Source organism: Cryobacterium sp. BB736, from assembly GCF_014980265.1.
Classification (GTDB): domain Bacteria; phylum Actinomycetota; class Actinomycetes; order Actinomycetales; family Microbacteriaceae; genus Terrimesophilobacter.
In genome coordinates, this window is the sequence record NZ_JABXWQ010000001.1 from 366,250 (window position 1) to 383,927 (window position 17,678).

18 protein-coding genes are annotated in these 17,678 nt (G+C 68.2%); 5 read left to right on the forward strand and 13 right to left on the reverse strand.

Going from position 1 to position 17,678, the window contains the following annotated elements:
- Position 1: 1 nt before the first annotated feature.
- Genes IRG63_RS01730 through rsmI form a run of 5 tightly spaced genes read right to left on the reverse strand, consistent with a single transcriptional unit; the run spans position 2 to position 4,707 of the window.
- Complete coding sequence (locus IRG63_RS01730) at positions 2 to 520, reverse strand: DUF4287 domain-containing protein (protein WP_193509023.1); 519 nt, start codon at positions 518 to 520, stop codon at positions 2 to 4.
- 9 nt (positions 521 to 529) lie between these two features.
- On the reverse strand, positions 530 to 1,360 hold the full coding sequence (gene rsmA, locus IRG63_RS01735; RefSeq protein ID WP_193509024.1) for a 16S rRNA (adenine(1518)-N(6)/adenine(1519)-N(6))-dimethyltransferase RsmA: 831 nt from the start codon (positions 1,358 to 1,360) through the stop codon (positions 530 to 532).
- Complete coding sequence (locus IRG63_RS01740) at positions 1,357 to 2,280, reverse strand: TatD family hydrolase (protein ID WP_193509025.1); 924 nt, start codon at positions 2,278 to 2,280, stop codon at positions 1,357 to 1,359. The genes rsmA and IRG63_RS01740 overlap by 4 nt, the downstream gene beginning before the upstream one ends.
- Positions 2,277 to 3,860 (reverse strand): methionine--tRNA ligase, encoded by a 1,584-nt coding sequence (gene metG, locus IRG63_RS01745; RefSeq protein WP_193509026.1) that lies wholly within the window; start codon positions 3,858 to 3,860, stop codon positions 2,277 to 2,279. Before metG ends, IRG63_RS01740 begins: the two co-directional genes overlap by 4 nt.
- 31 nt (positions 3,861 to 3,891) lie before the next feature.
- Positions 3,892 to 4,707, reverse strand: coding sequence for a 16S rRNA (cytidine(1402)-2'-O)-methyltransferase (rsmI, locus tag IRG63_RS01750; protein ID WP_193509027.1), 816 nt, complete (start codon positions 4,705 to 4,707; stop codon positions 3,892 to 3,894).
- A gap of 40 nt (positions 4,708 to 4,747) precedes the next feature.
- Between rsmI and IRG63_RS01755 the strand changes: the two genes are divergently transcribed.
- Together IRG63_RS01755 and IRG63_RS01760 are read left to right on the forward strand one after the other, a co-directional pair.
- Entirely contained in the window at positions 4,748 to 6,418 is a 1,671-nt protein-coding gene (locus IRG63_RS01755; RefSeq protein ID WP_193509028.1) for a phospholipid carrier-dependent glycosyltransferase, read from the forward strand.
- Positions 6,419 to 6,450: 32 nt separating this feature from the next.
- The gene (locus IRG63_RS01760) at positions 6,451 to 6,870 is read left to right on the forward strand and encodes a DUF1801 domain-containing protein (protein ID WP_168625532.1); all 420 of its coding nucleotides are present in this window, start codon (positions 6,451 to 6,453) and stop codon (positions 6,868 to 6,870) included.
- Between the two features lie 2 nt (positions 6,871 to 6,872).
- Here IRG63_RS01760 and IRG63_RS01765 read toward each other — a convergent pair whose 3' ends face one another.
- Positions 6,873 to 8,690: a thioredoxin domain-containing protein gene (locus tag IRG63_RS01765; protein WP_193509029.1), complete on the reverse strand. Its 1,818-nt coding sequence runs from the start codon at positions 8,688 to 8,690 to the stop codon at positions 6,873 to 6,875.
- Between the two features lie 42 nt (positions 8,691 to 8,732).
- Between IRG63_RS01765 and IRG63_RS01770 the strand changes: the two genes are divergently transcribed.
- Positions 8,733 to 9,365 carry a pyridoxal 5'-phosphate synthase gene (locus IRG63_RS01770; RefSeq protein WP_370566152.1) on the forward strand — a complete coding sequence of 211 codons (633 nt, stop codon included), beginning with the start codon at positions 8,733 to 8,735 and terminating at the stop codon, positions 9,363 to 9,365.
- A 90-nt stretch (positions 9,366 to 9,455) separates the two neighbouring features.
- Here the strand turns inward: IRG63_RS01770 and IRG63_RS01775 are convergent, their stop codons facing one another.
- The 6 genes from IRG63_RS01775 to IRG63_RS01800 all read right to left on the reverse strand — a co-directional run bounded on the left by IRG63_RS01775 (position 9,456) and on the right by IRG63_RS01800 (position 15,431).
- Positions 9,456 to 10,277 (reverse strand): aldo/keto reductase, encoded by an 822-nt coding sequence (locus IRG63_RS01775; protein WP_193509030.1) that lies wholly within the window; start codon positions 10,275 to 10,277, stop codon positions 9,456 to 9,458.
- Between the two features lie 36 nt (positions 10,278 to 10,313).
- Positions 10,314 to 11,084 carry a sulfite exporter TauE/SafE family protein gene (locus tag IRG63_RS01780; protein WP_349236078.1) on the reverse strand — a complete coding sequence of 257 codons (771 nt, stop codon included), beginning with the start codon at positions 11,082 to 11,084 and terminating at the stop codon, positions 10,314 to 10,316.
- A 46-nt stretch (positions 11,085 to 11,130) separates the two neighbouring features.
- Positions 11,131 to 12,264 carry a bifunctional 2-methylcitrate synthase/citrate synthase gene (locus IRG63_RS01785; RefSeq protein WP_193509545.1) on the reverse strand — a complete coding sequence of 378 codons (1,134 nt, stop codon included), beginning with the start codon at positions 12,262 to 12,264 and terminating at the stop codon, positions 11,131 to 11,133.
- Between the two features lie 76 nt (positions 12,265 to 12,340).
- On the reverse strand, positions 12,341 to 13,243 hold the full coding sequence (prpB, locus tag IRG63_RS01790; protein WP_193509031.1) for a methylisocitrate lyase: 903 nt from the start codon (positions 13,241 to 13,243) through the stop codon (positions 12,341 to 12,343).
- The gene (locus tag IRG63_RS01795; RefSeq protein ID WP_193509032.1) at positions 13,243 to 14,754 is read right to left on the reverse strand and encodes an MmgE/PrpD family protein; all 1,512 of its coding nucleotides are present in this window, start codon (positions 14,752 to 14,754) and stop codon (positions 13,243 to 13,245) included. The genes prpB and IRG63_RS01795 overlap by 1 nt, the downstream gene beginning before the upstream one ends.
- Complete coding sequence (locus tag IRG63_RS01800) at positions 14,751 to 15,431, reverse strand: GntR family transcriptional regulator (RefSeq protein WP_193509033.1); 681 nt, start codon at positions 15,429 to 15,431, stop codon at positions 14,751 to 14,753. Before IRG63_RS01800 ends, IRG63_RS01795 begins: the two co-directional genes overlap by 4 nt.
- 258 nt (positions 15,432 to 15,689) lie before the next feature.
- On the opposite strand from IRG63_RS01800, the gene IRG63_RS01805 reads away from it, so the two are divergent.
- Together IRG63_RS01805 and IRG63_RS01810 are read left to right on the forward strand one after the other, a co-directional pair.
- Positions 15,690 to 16,133, forward strand: coding sequence for a VOC family protein (locus IRG63_RS01805; RefSeq protein WP_193509034.1), 444 nt, complete (start codon positions 15,690 to 15,692; stop codon positions 16,131 to 16,133).
- Between the two features lie 3 nt (positions 16,134 to 16,136).
- On the forward strand, positions 16,137 to 16,802 hold the full coding sequence (locus IRG63_RS01810; RefSeq protein WP_168625539.1) for a helix-turn-helix domain-containing protein: 666 nt from the start codon (positions 16,137 to 16,139) through the stop codon (positions 16,800 to 16,802).
- Positions 16,803 to 16,893: 91 nt separating this feature from the next.
- On the opposite strand, the gene IRG63_RS01815 is transcribed toward IRG63_RS01810, so the two are convergent.
- Entirely contained in the window at positions 16,894 to 17,598 is a 705-nt protein-coding gene (locus IRG63_RS01815) for a TetR/AcrR family transcriptional regulator (protein WP_193509035.1), read from the reverse strand.
- Positions 17,599 to 17,678 lie beyond the last annotated feature (80 nt).

Consider the following 17,678-nt stretch of genomic DNA (forward strand, 5'->3'; position numbering starts at 1 on the left):
GTCACTTCAGTGCACGATCGAGCGCCGCAGCGAGATCCGCCTTCGCCGCAGCCAGGCCATCGTCGTCGGCGATCCGCGATCGGGTGAGCGTCACCCGGGTCGCGCCACCCTTCACCGGTGAGATCGTCATCAGCACGCTCTCGTCACCGTCCCTCCACCGTGCGGTCGGATGCCTCGCGCCGGGGCTCCGTGACATCGTCTCCCCGTAGCTGTCAGCGAGCCTCTCGACGACCGCGTCGTACTCGGCGCCACCGAGTGTGCGGCTCACCGAGACCGCGAACGTGCCGTCGGCCTGCTGGCCGGGCCGCCGCATCCCGCGCGCCTGCTCGAAGCCGACCGTGATGCCTTGCGCCCACCAGCCGTCGACCCCGTGTTCGTCGACCAGCCAGCGCGCGATCTGCGGATGCTTCCACCCGGTCGCACCGGCACCGTCGAGCAGCTGATGCCACTGGTCCATCGTGCGTCCGGTTGACGCGATGACCTTCTCTTCGCTGTAGTTCTGACCCTCGACCGCTGACATGCGAAAACGCTACCGCGCCCGGGCGATGGCCAGGAAGTCGTGCACTGACAGCTCCTCGCCGCGGGCGGTGGGTGCGATCCCTGCACGTTCGAGCACAGCGGATGCCGCGGCACTGCCCCCGAGTTCGGCCGCCAGCGCCTGCCGCAGCATCTTCCGGCGCTGCTGGAACGCGCCGTCGATGAGCGCAAACGTCGACTTCCGTTCCGCTTCTGTTCCCGGCGGCGTGCCGCGCTCGAACGACACCAGGATGGAGTCGACGTTCGGCACCGGCCAGAAAACTTGCCTGCTGATCTGCCCGGCCGCGCGCCACTGCCCGTACCAGGCAGCCTTGGCGCTCGGCCCGCCGTACACCTTCGAGCCCGGCCCGGCCGCGATCCGCTGCCCGACCTCGGCCTGCACCATCACAAGTCCGCTCGTCAGGTTCGGGAAGGTCTCGATCAGGTGCAGCAGCACCGGCACCGACACGTTGTACGGCAGGTTCGCGACCAGCGTGGTCGGCTCCCCCGGCAGCTCGGTGACGGTCAGCGCGTCGGCGGTCAGCACGGTCAGCGACGCATCCGGAGCCATCAGCTGCACCGTCTTCGGCAGCTGGTCGGCGAGCCGCCCGTCGATCTCGACCGCGGTGACGGATGCGCCGGCCGCGAGCAGCCCGAGGGTCAGCGAGCCGAGCCCTGGGCCGACCTCCAGTACAGAGTCACCGGCGCGCACTCCGGCGGTGTCGACGATGCGTCGCACCGTGTTGCCGTCGAGAAGGAAGTTCTGGCCGAGCTTCTTGGTCGGCCGCAGGTCGAGCGTCTCGGCGAGGTCGCGGATCTCGGCCGGCCCGAGCAGCCGGGTCATCCGTGCCCGTGCTCGAGGGTCACCGGTTCCGCCTCCCAGCTGCCGTAGGCGAGCTCGGTGTTGGAGCTGATCTGCGCGGCCAGCAGCGCGACATCCGTGCCCAGCTCGTCGGCCATGAACCGCAGCGTGTGCGGGATCAGGTACGGCGAATTGGGCCGCCCGCGGAACGGCATCGGGGTCAGGAACGGCGCATCCGTCTCGATCAGGATGCGATCGCGCGGGATGGCGGCGAGCGCTTCACGCAGGTTGGCCGCGTTCTTGAAGGTGATGTTGCCGGCGAACGACAGGTACCAGCCGCGTTCGGCGCAATACCTGGCCATCTCGGCGTCACCACTGAAGCAGTGGAAGACGGTGCGCTCCGGCGCGCCGACCCGCTCAAGCGTTGCGAGCACCTCGGCGTGCGCGTCACGGTCGTGGATCTGCATCGCGAGGTCGTGCTTCTTGGCGATCTCGATGTGCGCCTCGAACGACCTGTACTGGGCGTCCCGGCCGCTCTCGTCGGTGCGGAAGAAGTCCAGCCCGGTCTCCCCCACCGCGGCCACCCGCGGCTTGGACGCCAGCTCGTCGATCTCGGCGATCGCGTCATCGAGGGTGCCGGCGCGCTCGTACACGGGCGCTTCGTTCGGGTGGATGGCGACCGCCGCGAGCAGCCGAGGCTCGCGCTGCGCCGCCTCGACCGACCAGCGACTGGTCTCCAGGTCGCCGCCGACCTGCACGACGCCCCGGATGCCGACCGCGCTCGCCCGATCCAGCTGCTCCCTGTAGTCCAGAGGCTCGTCGCCGTCCATGATTTCCAGGTGCGCGTGGTTGTCGTACACCCCGACGACCAGCGGTGTCGGCAGCGGCGGGTAGCTGAGGTCGCGGCTCGCGCCATTCTCGGCGCGGTGCTCGCGCTTGCGGACGTAATTGGACTCGGTCATCGCCGCTCGTCCGCGGCCGCGACATCCTGCTCGACCCGCGGGAACAGCGCCTCCAGCGCGCGGACGGCCGTACCCGGCTGCAGCACACCCCAGGACCCTGCCTCCCGGATGGGCTGCTCGGTCAGCGGGCCCAGTCCGTCAGCGCCGATCGCCTCCCACAGCTTCGCGGTCGCCTTCGGCATCACCGGGGATAGCAGCACCGCGAGCGCACGCAACCCCTCCGACACCGTGTAGATGACGGTCGCCAGCCGCTCCCGGGTGTCAGACGACTTGGCCAGCACCCACGGCTCCTGCACCGTGATGTAGCCGTTCAGCTCGTCCACGATGGTCCAGATCGCCTCGATCGCCTCGTTGATCAGCAGTCGCTCGATCGCCGCGTCGGCGTCCTCGGCGGCCTTCGCGACCGTGCGCTGGATGGCGAGATCGGCGTCGAGGTAGCCGGAGGGCGCCGGGATGAGCCCGTCGAAGTACTTGTTCACCATCGCGATCACGCGCGAGGCGAGGTTGCCGAAACCGTTGGCGAGCTCGGCGTTGTACCGCGCGGACAGGTCCTCCCAGCTGAAGGAGCCGTCCTGCCCGAAGTGGATGGCGCTCATGAAGTAGAACCGGAACGCATCCGTGCCGAACGTGTCGGTGATGTCGCTCGGCGCGATACCGGTGAGCTTCGACTTGGACATCTTCTCGCCGCCGACCAGCAGCCATCCGTGACCGAAGACCCGCTTGGGCACCTCCAGGCCGGCCGCCATGAGCGTCGCGGGCCAGACCACAGCGTGGAAACGGGCGATGTCCTTGCCGACGATGTGGGTTCCCGGCCAGCGTCGCGCGAAGTTCACGTCGTCGGTGCCGTAGCCGATCGCGGTGATGTAGTTCATCAGCGCCTCGAACCAGACGTAGACGACATGGGACTCGTCCCACGGGATCTTGATGCCCCAGTCGAAACTCGAGCGGGAGATCGACAAGTCGGCGAGACCCTGCTTTACGAAATGCATGATCTCGTTGCGGACGCTCTCCGGCTGGATGAAGTCCGGCTGGCTCTCGTACAGCTCGATCAGACGGTCCTGGAACTCGCTCATCCGGAAGAAGTAGTTGCGTTCCTTGAGCACCTCGACCGGGCGGCCGTGGATGGCGCACACCAGGTCGCCGTCGACCTCGAGCAGCTCATCCTTCTGCTTGTACTCCTCGCAGCCGACGCAGTAGTAGCCCTCGTACTCGCCCGAGTAGATGAAGCCGTCGTCGTACAGCTTCTGCAGGAAGACCTGCACCGCACTCTCGTGCCGCTCATCGGTGGTGCGGATGAAGTCGTCGTTGGCGATGTCGATGGTGTCCAGCAGCGGCAGCCACGCCTCCGCCACCAGCCTGTCCGCCCAGGACTTGGGGTCGGTGTCGTTGGCGACCGCGGTGCGCAGGATCTTCTGGCCGTGCTCGTCGGTGCCGGTGAGCAGCCAGGTGTCGTCGCCCGCCTGGCGGTGCCAGCGCGCGAGCACGTCCGCCGCCACCTCCGTGTAGGCGTGACCGATGTGCGGCACATCGTTCACGTAGAAGATGGGCGTCGTGATGTAGAACGAGCGGTCGGCGGCCATGCTCTACATCCTAAAGGTGGCCCCGGTTGCGTTACCGGGCGCGAGCGGCGAGCGCACCCTCGTACAGGTCGCGCCGGCTGAGCCCGCTCGCCTCGGACACCTCGGCGGCGGCCTCCTTCAGCCGGGACCCGGCCGCGACGAGCGCGAGCACCTGAGTGATGCCGTCCTCGAGGGACGCGGATGCCGGCGCGGCACCCTCGACGACGATGACCACTTCGCCGCGGGTGCCGGCGGCGAACCGCTCTGCAAGTTCAGCCGCGGTTCCCCGCGCCACCTCCTCATGCAGCTTGGTCAGTTCGCGGGCGACCACCATCCGGCGGTCTGCGCCGAATGCCTCGGCGGCATCCGTCAGCGTCGCCGCCAGCCGGTTAGGGGACTCGAAGAAGACGAGCGTGCGTTCCTCCCTGGCGAGGCGCCTCAGGTGCTCGAGCCGACCCTTGCGCGGGACAAACCCCTCGAACGCGAACCGGTCGGTCGGCAGCCCCGACACGGCGAGCGCGGTGAGCACCGCACTCGGGCCCGGCAACGCGGTGACGGTCACCTCGGCCTTCGCCGCCGCAGCAACCAGCGGGAAACCGGGGTCGCTGATCGCCGGCATCCCGGCATCCGTGAGCACCAGTACGTCAGTGTCGCGGGCCAGTTCGACCAGTTCGCCGGCGATCTGCGCCTCGTTGTGCTCGTGCAGCGCAATAAGCCGCGGCCGGTTGTCGATGCCGAGCGCACGCATCAGGTGGATGGCAGTGCGGGTGTCCTCGGCCGCGATGACCTCGACGTTCTCGAGCGCCTCGATGAGCCGCCGGCTGGCGTCCCCCAGGTTGCCGATCGGCGTCGCGGCGAGGATGATCACGCCCCCATCCTTCCACCGCCGCGCGAGGTGCGTCAGTAGCATGACCAAGGTGACGAGCAGAGGCGACGACGAGTTCGACGAGGTCGTGTCCGGCCCGGTCGCGCTCGCGGACGGCGAGCGCGCGGTCATCGAACCGGTCGTCGTCGAGTCCACCGGCTCGCGTCTGGATGACTGGTGGTCCCGGATGCTGAGCACGCCGGCCCGACGCAGGGCCTGGGAGTGGGGTGGTCCGGCCGCGGTAACCGCGCTCGCGGCGGGCCTGCGGCTGTGGAACCTGGGGCATCCGCACGAGCTGGTCTTCGATGAGACCTTCTATGTGAAGGATGCCTGGACGCTCTTGGGCCTCGGCTACGAGGCGCAGTGGGGCATGGACCCTGACACCGCGTTCGAGGCCGGTCAGGTCGATGGCTACACCGACAGGCCGGCATATGTTGTGCATCCGCCGCTCGGCAAATGGGTGATCGCGCTCGGCCTGGCCGCTTTCGGCGCGGAGAGTTCGGTGGGCTGGCGCATCGGCACCGCGGTGGTGGGCATCCTGCTGGTGCTGCTCGTGATGCTCGTCGCGAAGCGGCTGTTTCGGTCGACCCTGCTCGCGGTCATCGCGGGCGGCCTGATCGCGATTGACGGCAATGCGATCGTGATGTCGCGGGTGGCGATCCTCGACGGAATTTTGGCCCTGTTCCTGCTGCTCGGCTTCGGCGCGGTGCTGCTCGACCGGGAGCACAGTCGCACCAGGCTCGCGCTCTGGCTGGCCCAGCGGGAGGCGGCCGGCCGCAGCACCGACTGGGGCCCGGCTCTGTGGTGGCGGCCGTGGCTCATCGCCGCCGGGGTCGCGTTCGGGCTGGCGGCAGCGGTCAAGTGGAACGCGCTCTACTATTTGGCCGCGTTCGCGCTGTACACCCTCGTCGTCGACGCCCTCGCCAGGCGACGGGCTGGTATCGGTTTCTGGGCATCCGGGACCGCGCTGAAGCAGGCGCCGGTGAGTTTTCTGCTCACCGTGCCGGTCGCCGTGATCGCCTACCTGGCCACCTGGACCGGCTGGTTCGTCACCGATGGCGGCTACAACCGTGACTGGGCGGAGCAACCCGGTAACGCCTGGACCGGCCCGCTGGCGTGGGTCCCGCTGCCGTTGCAGAGCCTGTGGCAGTTCGAGATCGGCGTGTACAACTACCACGTCGGCGAGAACAACCCGCACGGGTGGCAGGCGCATCCGCTCACCTGGCTGCTGCTGGTGCGTCCGACGATGATGTACTACCGCGGTACCGATTTCGGCGTCGACGGATGCGGGTCCACGCGCTGTGCCGAGGTCATCCACGACCTCGCCAACCCGATCGTCTGGTGGGCGTCGGTGGTCGCGCTGCTGTACCTCGTGTACCGGCTGATCCGGTATCGCGAGTGGCAGGTGGGCATCATCGTGCTCGGCTTCGCGGCCGGGTACCTGCCGTGGCTGATGTACCTGAACCGCACGGTGTTCCAGTTCTATACGATCGCGTTCCAGCCGTATCTGATTTTCGCGCTGACCTTCGCCCTCGGGGTGATCCTCGGGAAACCGAGCGACCCGACCTGGAGGCGGGTCGGGGGCATCCGGCTGGTCGCGGTCTTCCTCATTCTGGTGGTGTGCGTCAGTGCGTTCTTCTACCCGCTGTGGACCGCGATGCAGGTCCCGGCCGAGTTCGTGCAGCTGCACTACTGGCTGCCAACCTGGCGGTAGCGCTGTGATGAGCCAGCCGGAACAATGGGGGCATGGCTGACGCACCCAAGACCGTGCCGACCGACGCATCCGCTCACGAGTTCGTCGATTCCTTCGAGGATGAGAAGCGCCGCACCGCCGGTCACCACCTCTTGAAGCTCATGAGCGAGGCGACCGGGGACGAACCGGTCATGTGGGGGCCGACGATGATCGGCTTCGGCTCACAGCGCTACAAGTACGCCAGCGGGCGAGAGGGCGACTGGCCGAAGGTGGGCTTCGCGCTGCGCGCCGCGGCAATCACGTTCTACGGGCTGCTCGACCACGCCGAAGTCGCTGCGGAGATCGAGAAGATCGGCAAGCACACCACCGGGCGTGGCTGCGTGTACGTCAAGAAGCTCGCCGACATCGACGAGGACGCGTTGAAGGACCTGGTCGGTCGTGCCTACAGGCTCGCGAACGGCACCTTCGCGTAGTCCTACGCGCCCAGCTGGGTGGCCATGAGCGCCGGATCGGTGACCGGCAGCTGGCAGACGAATTCGCGACAGAGGTACCCGGTCGCTGCATCCTGAGCCGTCTTCGCCTCGAACAGCGTGAACCCGTGCTCGGCGAAGCGGAGTGCCTGCTCGCTGGTCAGCACGGTGACTACTCCGCGCGGCATCGGCATCGAGCGCACCAGGTTGCCGAGCTCAGACGTGTCGTCGGAGACGACCACCACCTGCGCGCCCGGTTCGGCGAGCGCTGCCATCACCGTCAGTGACGTGCCGAACGCTGTCGGCTGGCGGAGCGCGAGCGATGCGACCTGGCGGACGGCCGCCTCACTCGCGTCGCGGTACCGGCGGTCGGCGGTCAGTTGATACAACAGCAGCGCCGCCCGGGCAATCGCGCTGACCCCGGACGGATAGGCGCCCTCGGACGGATCGGCGCTCAGCGTCAGGCCGCGTGCTTCGAGCACCGGGTCGGCGGATGCGCGGAACGAGCCGTCCTGCAGGCACCGGTCGATCAGCTCCCTCGCCGCGATCGCGTAGTCGGCCTCGCCGGTGGCGAGCGAGAGTTGCAGCAGTCCGCCGGCGAACAGGCCGTAGTCCTCGAGGGTGGCGACGGCATCCGAGAGCCGCCCGTCGACCGAGGCACGCACGAGCGAGCCGTCGGCGCGGACGTGGTGCTTGCGCAGCCAGTCGGCCGCAGTGCGCGCGGCATCCACCCAGTCGGGACGATCGAGGTGGAAACCCGCGAACGTGAGCGCCTCGATGGCCATCCCGTTCCACCCGGTGAGCACCTTCTCGTCGAGCGCGGGTGCCGGTTGACCCGCGCGCTCATCGGCGGACAACCGGTAGTAGCCGCCCTCGGTGCGAGTGCCGTCGACCTCGCTCTCGCTGTCTTGCGCGGAGGCGAACACCCCGTCGGACAATCGCAGAACATCGAGCAGGAAGTCGGCGATGCCGCCGGCGGCGGCTTCGCTGCCTCCCGGCACCTGCGCGTAGAGGCGCAGCAGCTGGGCGTTGTCATACAGCATCCGCTCGTAGTGCGGGTCGGTCCAGTCCCGTTTCGTCGCGTAGCGGAAGAACCCGCCCTCGACGCTGTCTCGCAACCCGGATGCCGCCATGGTGTCGAGCGTGCGGATCGCCAACTCGCGGCCCGCGGTTGTGCCCTCAAGCAGGAAGGTCAACGCGGGCGCCATCGGGAATTTCGGCGCCAGGCCGAAGCCGCCGAATTCGACATCCTCGGCGTCGGCGAAGCGCTCGGCGAGCGCCTCGAGCTCGGGCGTGGTCGGCAACCCCGCCACCTCGGGCGACCCGAGAGCGGCGATCGCATCCACGACCGCCTGGGCGCTGTGCTCGACCTGCTCGCGCTCGTTCGCCCACGCCTCGCGCACTGCCTCGAGCACCTGGCGGAAGGCCGGGCTGCCCTGCACCGGACCCGGCGGCCAGTAGGTGCCGGCGTAGAACGCGTGACCCTGCGGGGTCACGAACACGTTCAGCGGCCAGCCCAGGTTCGGGGTGAACGCGCTCGCCGCGGCGAGCATCGTGCTGTCGACATCCGGATGCTCCTCGCGGTCGACCTTGATCGCGACGAAGTTGTCGTTGAGGTAGGCGGCGAGGTCGGGGTCGCTGAAGCTCTCGCGCGCCATCACGTGGCACCAGTGGCAGGTCGCATAGCCGATGGAGATCAGCACGGGCACGTCACGCTCGGATGCCTCGGCGAAGGCATCCTCGCCCCACTGTTTCCAGGCGACCGGATTCTCGGCGTGACTGCGCAGGTACGGGCTGATCGCGTTGGCGAGGCTGTTGGCCATGCGCTCAAAATTAGCGGCGACGCGTCGGCCTATGCTGGGAATGTGATCTCACGGCCGACCCTGACGGGCACGATCGAGCTGGCGCTGCCGGAGTTTGATGCGCCGCCGGCCGATCCCATGCCGCTGCTCGTCGCGTGGGTCGACACCGCCGAGCAGCTGGGCATCGTGGAGCCGTACAACGTCGCGTTGGCGACGAGCGACGAGGCCGGCCTACCATCGAACCGGATGGTGCTGGCCAAGTCGTTCGACCTGGACGGGATGACGTTCGCGACCAGCAGCCTCAGCCGGAAGGGACACGAACTCGCGGTGCGGCCGTATGCCGCCGCCACCATCTTCTGGCGGGAGACGCGGCAGCAGCTGCGGTTGTCCGGGCCGATCGAGCAGGTGCCGGATGCCGAGAGCGACGCGATCTGGGACGACCGGCCCGTCGCATCCCAAGCCTCAGCCACCGTGTCGCAGCAGAGCACGCCGCTCGACGACGAGACCGCGTTCCGCAGCGCAGCGGCCGAGCTGGCCCTGGCGGGGGCGGCGCTGCCGCGGCCGGCGACCTGGGTCGGCTACCGACTGGTCCCGGACGAGCTGGAGTTCTGGCACGGCAGCGTCGACCGCATGCACCGCCGGCTGCGGTACCTGCGCACCGCGGAGGGCTGGACCCACGAGCGTCTGCAGCCCTGACCGCCGCCCCGTCACCACCCACAGCGTTGAGTCGGGAGTAGTTGCCCAAATGGCCGCGCTCGTTTGGGCAACTACTCCCGACTCGATGGGTTAGTCGACCTCGTTGGGGTCGCTGCTGACCCTGTGTCCACGCTCAAGCGCATCGATCGCGCCCATCTGCTCGGCGTTCAGCTCGAAGTCGAACACCTCGAAGTTCTCCCTCAGCCGCTCACGACGCGCCGACTTCGGAAACACGATGAAGTCGTGCTGCAGGTGCCAGCGGATCACCACCTGAGCGGGGGACTTGCCGTGCGCCTCGGCGGCCGCGGTGATCTCCGGCAGCTCGAGCAGCGGGTACTTGCCCTGACCGAGCGGCCCCCACGACTCGATGTTGATGCCGTGCTGCCGCGCGAAGGTCACGATCTCGCGCTCCTGGAAGTACGGGTGCAGCTCCACCTGGTTGACCGCCGGCACCACGTCGGTCTCGTCGAGCAGGCGCTGCAGGTGCGGCACCTGGAAGTTCGAGACGCCGATGCTCTTTGCGAGCCCGCGGTCGCGGATCACGCCAAGCGACTTCCACGACTCGACGAACTTGTTCGTCTTCGGTGCGGGCCAGTGGATCAGGTACAGGTCGACGTAGTCGAGCCCGAGCTTGCCGAGGCTCTCGTCCATCGCCGCGAACGGCTTGTCGCCACCCTGGTGGTCCTGCCACAGTTTGGTGGTGATCCACAGCTCGTCGCGCGGAATTCCGGATGCGGCGATCGCCCGCCCGACGCCCTCCTCGTTGCGGTAGATGGCGGCAGTGTCGATGTGCCGGTAGCCCAGTTCGAGGGCTTCGCTGACCACCCGTTCGGTCTCCTCCGGCGGTGTCTTGAAGACTCCGAGGCCGAGTTGCGGAATGGTTCTGCCGTCGTTGAGGGTGATCGTAAGCATTCACTCAGCCTACGGTGAGCGGCGCGGCGTGCTGCCTCAGCGGTTGTTGCGCAGCGCGTTCCACGCGAGCTGCCCGGCGCTGTACAGCAGCAGCAGCGCGAACAGGATGCTGCCCAGCAGCGGCGGGACCACCGCGGCGAGCGCGGCGCCGCCGAACGACGCCGGGATCGCGAGGCCTCCGATCACCAGCGCACCACGGACATCGGAATTCCGCCGGCGAAGGTTGGAGATGGTGCCGGTGATCGAGGTGGGGATCATCATCAACAGGCTGGTGCCCTTGGCGACCAGGTCGCTGGCGCCGAACAGCAGCATCAGCACCGGAACCACGATGACCCCGCCGCCAACACCGAGCAGCCCTGACAGGATGCCGGTGACCAGTCCGGTGCCTACCAGCGCGGCGACCAGCAGCGGGTCCAGGTCGAGGTCGGCGCCGCGCTCCGGGACGAAGAAGAACATCCGCACCGCGACGATGAGCAGGAAGGCGATGAACATCCAGCGCAGGGCCAGCAGGTGGGTGCGATGCAGGAGCCAGGTGCCGATGAGCGAGCCAACGATCGCCCCGGCGCCGAGGCACAGCCCGGCGATCCAGTCGACGGAGCCCTGCAGCCCGTACGCGATGGTGCCGGCGACGGCGGTCGGCAGGATCGCGGTGAGCGATGTGCCCGCGGCGAGTCGCTGGTCGTAGTGCAGCAGCAGGATCAGCAGCGGCACGATGATGATGCCGCCGCCGACGCCGAAAAGTCCGGAGAAGAAGCCGCCGATGACGCCGATGAGGGCGAGGCGCAGCATCCGACCCGATCGACTCACTCGAACGAGCCTACTGCGCGGCCCGCCATCGCTGAAGCGGCACGGTCTAGGGCTGGGCGGGCGTCGTGTCGACGACCTGCAGGTGCCGCTCGTCGACGCCGTTGTAGGCGCTCAGCGGGCGGATCAGCGCGTTCGACTCCAGCTGCTCCATGATGTGCGCGGTCCAGCCGGTGATGCGGCTGGCGACGAAGAGCGGCGTGAACTGCTCGGTGTCGAAACCCATCAGGTGGTAGGCGGGACCGGACGGGTAGTCCAGGTTCGGCAGGATGCCTTTGCGCTCGGTCATCGCGCTCTCCAGCGCGTCGTACAGCTCGAGCAGGTCGGGGCGGTCGAACTCGGCGATGAGCGTGTCGAGCGCGGCCTTCATGGTCGGCACCCGGGAGTCGCCGTGCTTGTAGACCCGGTGACCGAATCCCATGATCTTGCGCTTCTCGGCGAGCGCGGCATCCAGCCAGTCGGCCGCCCGGTCGGCGCTGCCGATCTCGTCGAAGATATGCATGACGGCCTCATTGGCGCCGCCGTGCAACGGGCCCTTCAGCGCGCCGATCGCCCCGGTGACGGCCGAGTACAGGTCGGACAGGGTGCTTGTGATGACCCGGCTGGTGAAGGTGGAGGCGTTGAAGGAGTGCTCCGCGTACAGGATCATCGACACGTCGAACGCGTCGACAACCGCGAGCCCGGGGACCTCGCCGAAGACCATGTGGAGGAAGTTCGCCGAATAGGCCAGGTCATCGCGCGGCTCGACCGGCTCGAGTCCGCGGCGGCGGCGCTGGTCGTAAGCGACAATCGCCGGCAGCTGGGCGAACAGGTAGGTCGCTCGTCCCTCGTTGAGCCGCCGATCCGTCATCCCACCCGGTTCCGCGAGCGTCGGGTCGGTCGCGCCGATCACGCTGACCGCGGTGCGCACGACATCCATCGGATGCGCGGTGAGCGGCAGTTCGTCGATGATTCGCTTCGTGCGCTCATCGAGGCGTCTCAGCGAGCGCTCGTGCTTGGAGAACTCGTCGAGCTGCTGCGGCGTCGGCAGTTCACCATGCCAGAGCAGGTAGGCGACCTCCTCGAAGATGCAGTTCGCCGCGAGTTCCTGCACCGGGTAGCCGCGGTACAGCAGGGAATTGGTGTCGGGGTTCACCTTCGAGATCGCCGTGTAGTCGGCGACGACTCCGGCGAGTCCCTTCATGATCTCGGTCACGCGTGCTCCTTCGTTGGTGCTGGTCTTACTCAATCAGCGCTGGTGGTCTCAATCAACGGTGTTCTTAGTCAACACTGAGTGTGAAGTTGTAGACGGACGTGTCGAACGTGTTGTACGCGGCATAGTCGAGCAGCTCGTACAGCCGCGCACGCGTCTGCATGTCGGGCACGACCGGGTTCAGGCTGCCTTCGGCTGCGAGCACGTCGAGGCCGCGTTCGGCGGCGCCCATCGCGATGCGCAGGAGGCTCACCGGGTGGATGACGATGTTGATGCCGACCGAGGCGAGCTGCTCGTGGCTGAACAGCTCGCTCTTGCCGAATTCGGTCATGTTGGCGAGCACCGGCACATCGACCGCGGCGCGCACGGCGGCGAACTCGTCGAGGTTCGCCATCGCCTCGGGGAAGATCGCGTCCGCCCCGGCGTCGACCAGCTCCCTGACCCGGTCGATGGTCGCATCGATGCCCTCGACCGCCCGGATGTCGGTGCGCGCCATGATCAGCAGGTTCGGGTCGCGACGCGCATCGGAGGCCGCCCGGATGCGTTTGATCGCGGTCTGCGAGTCCACCACCGCCTTGCCGTCGAGGTGGCCGCAGCGTTTCGGGTTGACCTGGTCCTCGATGTGCAGGCCCGCGACCCCGGCGTCCTCGAGGGTCTGCACGGTGCGGGCGACGTTCATCGGTTCGCCGAAGCCGGTGTCGGCGTCGACGATCGCCGGGAGATCGGTCATCCGGGCGATCTGGCCGGCGCGCGTCGCCACCTCGCTCAGCGTTGTCAGGCCGATGTCGGGCAGGCCGAGGTCGGCGGCGATGACCGCGCCGGAGATGTAGACGCCCTCGAAGCCCTTGTCCTGGATGAGCCGGGCCGACAGCGGGTTGAACGCGCCGGGGAAGCGCAGCAGTTCGCCGGTGGCGAGCCGCTCCCGCAACAGCTGGCGCTTGGTCGCGCTGGTGACTGTGGAGTACAGCATTAGAAGAGGCCCTTCGGGGCGGGGACGGTGTCGAGCAGGCCGGGCCGCGCGGTCACGGTCAGGCCCGCGAGCTCGGCCGCGGACAGCTCGGGCAGGCGCTGAGCGACGTCGAGGAACCGCTCGATCTCGGCCGGCTCCAGAACGCCATCGGCGAGGGTGCGGAACTTGGCGACGTACTGCTCACGCGCGAACGGGCGCGCGCCGAGCGGGTGCGCGTCGGCGACGGCGATCTCGTCGACAATGCGGGTGCCGTCGACCAGTTCGATCTCCACACGACCGCCGAACGCCTTCTCGGCCGGGTCGGTGGAGTGGTAGCGGCGGGTCCACTCCGGGTCCTCCAGGGTGGTGACCTTGTTCCACAGCGCGACCGTGTCGGGGCGGGCCGCCCTCTCGGGTGCGTAGGAGTCAACGTGGTGCCAGGCGCCATCCTGCAGCGCGACCGTGAAGATGTACGGGATCGAGTGGTCCAGGGTCTCCCGGCTCGCGGTCGGGTCGTACTTCTGCGGGTCGTTCGCGCCGGACCCGATCACGTAGTGGGTGTGGTGGCTGGTGTGGATGACGATGCTCTTGACCTGCTCCGCGGTGAGGGCGGGGTGCTCGCGGTGCAGCTTGCGGGCCAAGTCGATGAGCGCCTGTGCCTGGTACTCGGCCGAGTGCTCCTTGGTGTAGCTGTCGAGGATCGCCCGGCGGGTCTCGCCGCGCTCGGGCAGCGGCACCTCGTAGTGGGCATCCGGACCGTCGAGGAGCCAGGCGATGACGCCGTCCTCGCCCTCGTAGATCGGGGTCGGGCTGGTCTGGCCGCGCATCGCCCGGTCGACCGCTTCGACGGCCATCTTGCCCGCGAAGGCCGGTGCGTGCGCCTTCCAGGTGGAGATCTCGCCCTTGCGGGACTGCCGGGTCGCGGTGGTGGTGTGCAGCGCCTGGCCGATGGCCTGGTAGATGGTCTCGGTGTCGAGGCCGAGCAGCGTGCCGATGCCGGCGGCGGCGGACGGGCCGAGGTGGGCGACGTGGTCGATCTTGTGCTTGTGCAGGCTGATCGCCTTCACCAGGTCGACCTGGATCTCATAGCCCGTGACGAGACCGCGGACGAGGTCGGCGCCGCCGCGTCCGGTGTGCTGGGCGACTGCGAGGATCGGCGGGATGTTGTCGCCGGGGTGGGAGTAGTCGGCCGCGAGGAACGTGTCGTGGTAGTCGAGCTCACGCACCGCGACACCGTTGGCCCAGGCCGCCCACTCCGGGCTGAGCCGGCGGTCGGATGCGAGCCCGAAGACGGTTGCCCCGGGCTGGTAGGGGTGCGCCTCGGCCTGGCTGCGGGCCGCGACGACGGGCGCGCGGGTCAGCGATGCGGTCGCGACGGCGGCGTTGTCGATGATGCGGTTGATGACCATGTCGGTCGCCTCGGGCGTCACCTCGACCGGGTCGGTCGCGACTTCGGCGATCTTCCAGGCGAGCTGGTCCTGACGGGCCAGGTTGTCAGAGCTGGGGTGGACGCGGACGGAGTGGAGCTTCAACTTGCGGTCCTTTCGGTGGGGCCGGTGGTCATGGCGGTCGGGGCGGTGTGCGCGGCCAACAGGTGCTCGAGCGCGCGGTGCAGGTGGATGTGAGTGGCGTGGGCGGCGAGCTCGGAGTCGCCGGCTGCGATTGCCCGCACGATGGTGAGGTGCTCGCGCGCGGCCTCGCGTAGACGGTCCTTGTCGTCGCGGGCGAGGCGCCGGATACGCACCAGATGCGTGCGCAGGTTGCGAAGCGCGGTGACGAGGTACGGGTTGGCGACGGCGTCATCGATCGCGTCGTCGAGGCGGGCGACGAGGTCGTAGTAGTCGTGGCGCGCCGGGTCCTCCGACTCGAGCAGGGCGGGCACCGCAACGAACTCACGCTCGAGCGCGTCAAAGACGGCGGGGTCGCCGCGTTCTGCGGCGAGGCGCGCGGCCTGCTCCTCGAGTGCGCGGCGCACCTCGAACAGTTCCCGGATGTTGTCGGTCGAGACATCCGTGACGACGAGGCCACGTCCGGCTTGGGTGGCGACGAGCCCGTCGGCGGTGAGGCGCGCGAGAGCTTCGCGCAGTGGCGTGCGGGAAACGCCGAGCCGAGTGGACTGTTCTACCTCGCCGAGCACGGTGCCCGGAGGCAGTTGCCAGTCGATGATCTCGCTGCGAAGCGTGCGGTAAGCCTTGTCGCTCGCGCGCATGTCACCACCTATGTATACAGAACCCGGAACCTACGCCAATCTAGCCCACTTCATGAGGCCTACGCCACCCACTGTGTATACACACAGCTCGAGCGCACCACCGTGGCCGAGACTGCAGAAATGTGCACTTTGATGGCCAAGAGTGCAGGTTCGTGCAGTTTCGACGAGGTCATCCCGCGGGTTACTTGCTATTGACAAGCATGCTTGCTTTTTGCAAGCATGGCTCCCATCACAAAACCGATCGACAAGGGAGTCATCATGGCAACGAGTGTGTTCGTCAACATCCCGACGAACGATCTGGAACGCGCCAAGGCGTTTTACGAGGGAATCGGCTGGAAGATCAATCCCCTCTTCACCGATGAGAACGCCACGTGCGTTGTCATCTCCGACACCATCTACCTGATGGTGCTCACGCGCGACTTCTTCGCGACCTTCACCGACAAGCCGATCGTCGACCCGGCCACAGCCCTGCAGGTCGAGACGGCGTTCAGTGTGGACTCGCGCGAGGAGGTGGACGCGTTCCTGTCCAAGGTCACCGCGGCCGGCGGCGCCGAGCATCGTGAGGCACAGGACTACGGCTTCATGTACGCGCGCGACTTCGAGGACCCCGACGGCAACCTGTTCAGCGTCCTCTGGATGGACCCGGTGGCCGCGGAACAGGGCCCGGAGGCGTATCTGGCGCAGCAGGGGCAGAGTTCCTAGGCAATGGCGGCGCGCAACTACGGCCAATACTGCGGTGTGGTCACGGCCGTCGAGCTGGTCGGCGAACGATGGGCACTGCTCATCGTTCGCGACCTGCTCGTCGGTGCGCGCCGGTACAGCGACCTCAAGAACGGGCTGCCGCGCATCCCGACCAACATTCTGAGCACCAGGCTCAAGGAACTGCAGCAAGCCGGCGTCGTGCGTCGCGTGCCGCTCGCTCACGGCCTGGTCTACGAGCTGACCGAGTTCGGTCGGGGGCTGGAGGACGTGATCCTCGCCCTCGGCCGTTGGGGCTTCCAAGCGATGGGCGAGCCGGATCAGGGTGACATCGTCACCCCGGATTCGATGACCATCGCATTCCGCACCGCGTTCAGCCCGGATGCGGCGAGCGCGCTGCCGTCGACCGTGTACGACGCGCACATCGCCGACTTCGCGCTGCGCCTGCACGTCGAAAGCGCGGACCTTCGAGTGCTGCGTCTCGGGACGGCGCCGCGCGGCACCGCGCACCTGGCGTTCGCATCCGGGCCGGCCCTGCGCAAGCTGATCTCCGGTGAGGTGTCGCCCGCGGACGCGATCGAGCAGGAGGTCGTGCACGTGCTCTCCGGTGACCCGGCCCTTCTCGGCCGCTTCGCCGAGACGTTCCATCTGGCGGCCCGCCCCGCCGCTTGACCCTCGCGCGGTCGAACTTCCCAGCGCGGGTCGGATTCGACCCGCGCGTGGGTGTTCGACCCGCGCGTGCACGCGGTGGCCGCTTCGACAGTCAGCCGTCCGATGGCGGCGGAAGCTGGTCGTTCAGCGCGGCCGCGATGCGGTTCCGCATCACCTGATCGTGCAAGGCCGGCTCGCCGGCGCCTCCCCTCGCGGCCATCGCCCCTGCGCTCGGGGCGAGCAGTCGCTGCATGCCGATTCGCAGCAGTCGCTGATCGATCGCGGCACTGCCGCTCAGGGTCAGCAGCGCGGCCCCCTGGTCCAGCGCGGTGAGCAGGGCGCCCGCCTCGCTCGCAGAGAGCTCTTCGTCCTGGGCCCGCGACTCCTCTGCTACCGCCTCATAGGCGTTCGTCAGTGCCTGCATCCGCTTGCCGAGTTCGACCGCCAGGTTCTCATCGCGGGCGGCGGTGGCGATGAACTCGAGGGTCGCGAGAGCGAAACCCTTGAGCGCCTCGACCACCTCTTCGCTCCCGAAGCGGCCGGTATCCGGATCCTCCGGCTGCTCGGAGACATTCCAGGCGCCCTCGGCGAGTGCCGCCTCCAGGTTCGCGTCCATCACCGCTAGAAAGAGCGCGGCCTTGCCGTCGAAATTGGAGTACACGGCGCCCTTGGAGAAGCCGGCCTCGCGCGCGATCAACTCGAGGTTCGCAGCGTGGTACCCGTCCTTGGCGAAGGCCGCGCGCGCCGCGGCGACCAGCGCCTGCCGTGTCTGCCGCTGGCTCTCCTGCCGCGATAGGGGGGCAGGGAGTTCGGACATAGACCCGATCATACGTGTGCACCGATTGACATACCACTGGTATTCGAATACGGTCAGTATCCAGATACCATCAGTATTTA

What these genes read in the sequence shown, in the direction of transcription:
- IRG63_RS01775 (WP_193509030.1), bottom strand. Translation starts at nt 10,277, where the DNA reads ATGCTTACGATCACCCTCAACGACGGCAGAACCATTCCGCAACTCGGC.
- IRG63_RS01815 (WP_193509035.1), bottom strand. Translation starts at nt 17,598, where the DNA reads ATGTCCGAACTCCCTGCCCCCCTATCGCGGCAGGAGAGCCAGCGGCAG.
- IRG63_RS01730 (WP_193509023.1), bottom strand. Translation starts at nt 520, where the DNA reads ATGTCAGCGGTCGAGGGTCAGAACTACAGCGAAGAGAAGGTCATCGCG.
- IRG63_RS01765 (WP_193509029.1), bottom strand. Translation starts at nt 8,690, where the DNA reads ATGGCCAACAGCCTCGCCAACGCGATCAGCCCGTACCTGCGCAGTCAC.
- IRG63_RS01800 (WP_193509033.1), bottom strand. Translation starts at nt 15,431, where the DNA reads ATGCGCGCGAGCGACAAGGCTTACCGCACGCTTCGCAGCGAGATCATC.
- IRG63_RS01760 (WP_168625532.1), top strand. Translation starts at nt 6,451, where the DNA reads ATGGCTGACGCACCCAAGACCGTGCCGACCGACGCATCCGCTCACGAG.
- rsmA (WP_193509024.1), bottom strand. Translation starts at nt 1,360, where the DNA reads ATGACCCGGCTGCTCGGGCCGGCCGAGATCCGCGACCTCGCCGAGACG.
- metG (WP_193509026.1), bottom strand. Translation starts at nt 3,860, where the DNA reads ATGGCCGCCGACCGCTCGTTCTACATCACGACGCCCATCTTCTACGTG.
- prpB (WP_193509031.1), bottom strand. Translation starts at nt 13,243, where the DNA reads ATGCTGTACTCCACAGTCACCAGCGCGACCAAGCGCCAGCTGTTGCGG.
- IRG63_RS01740 (WP_193509025.1), bottom strand. Translation starts at nt 2,280, where the DNA reads ATGACCGAGTCCAATTACGTCCGCAAGCGCGAGCACCGCGCCGAGAAT.
- IRG63_RS01810 (WP_168625539.1), top strand. Translation starts at nt 16,137, where the DNA reads ATGGCGGCGCGCAACTACGGCCAATACTGCGGTGTGGTCACGGCCGTC.
- IRG63_RS01785 (WP_193509545.1), bottom strand. Translation starts at nt 12,264, where the DNA reads ATGAAGGGACTCGCCGGAGTCGTCGCCGACTACACGGCGATCTCGAAG.
- IRG63_RS01805 (WP_193509034.1), top strand. Translation starts at nt 15,690, where the DNA reads ATGGCAACGAGTGTGTTCGTCAACATCCCGACGAACGATCTGGAACGC.
- IRG63_RS01755 (WP_193509028.1), top strand. Translation starts at nt 4,748, where the DNA reads ATGACCAAGGTGACGAGCAGAGGCGACGACGAGTTCGACGAGGTCGTG.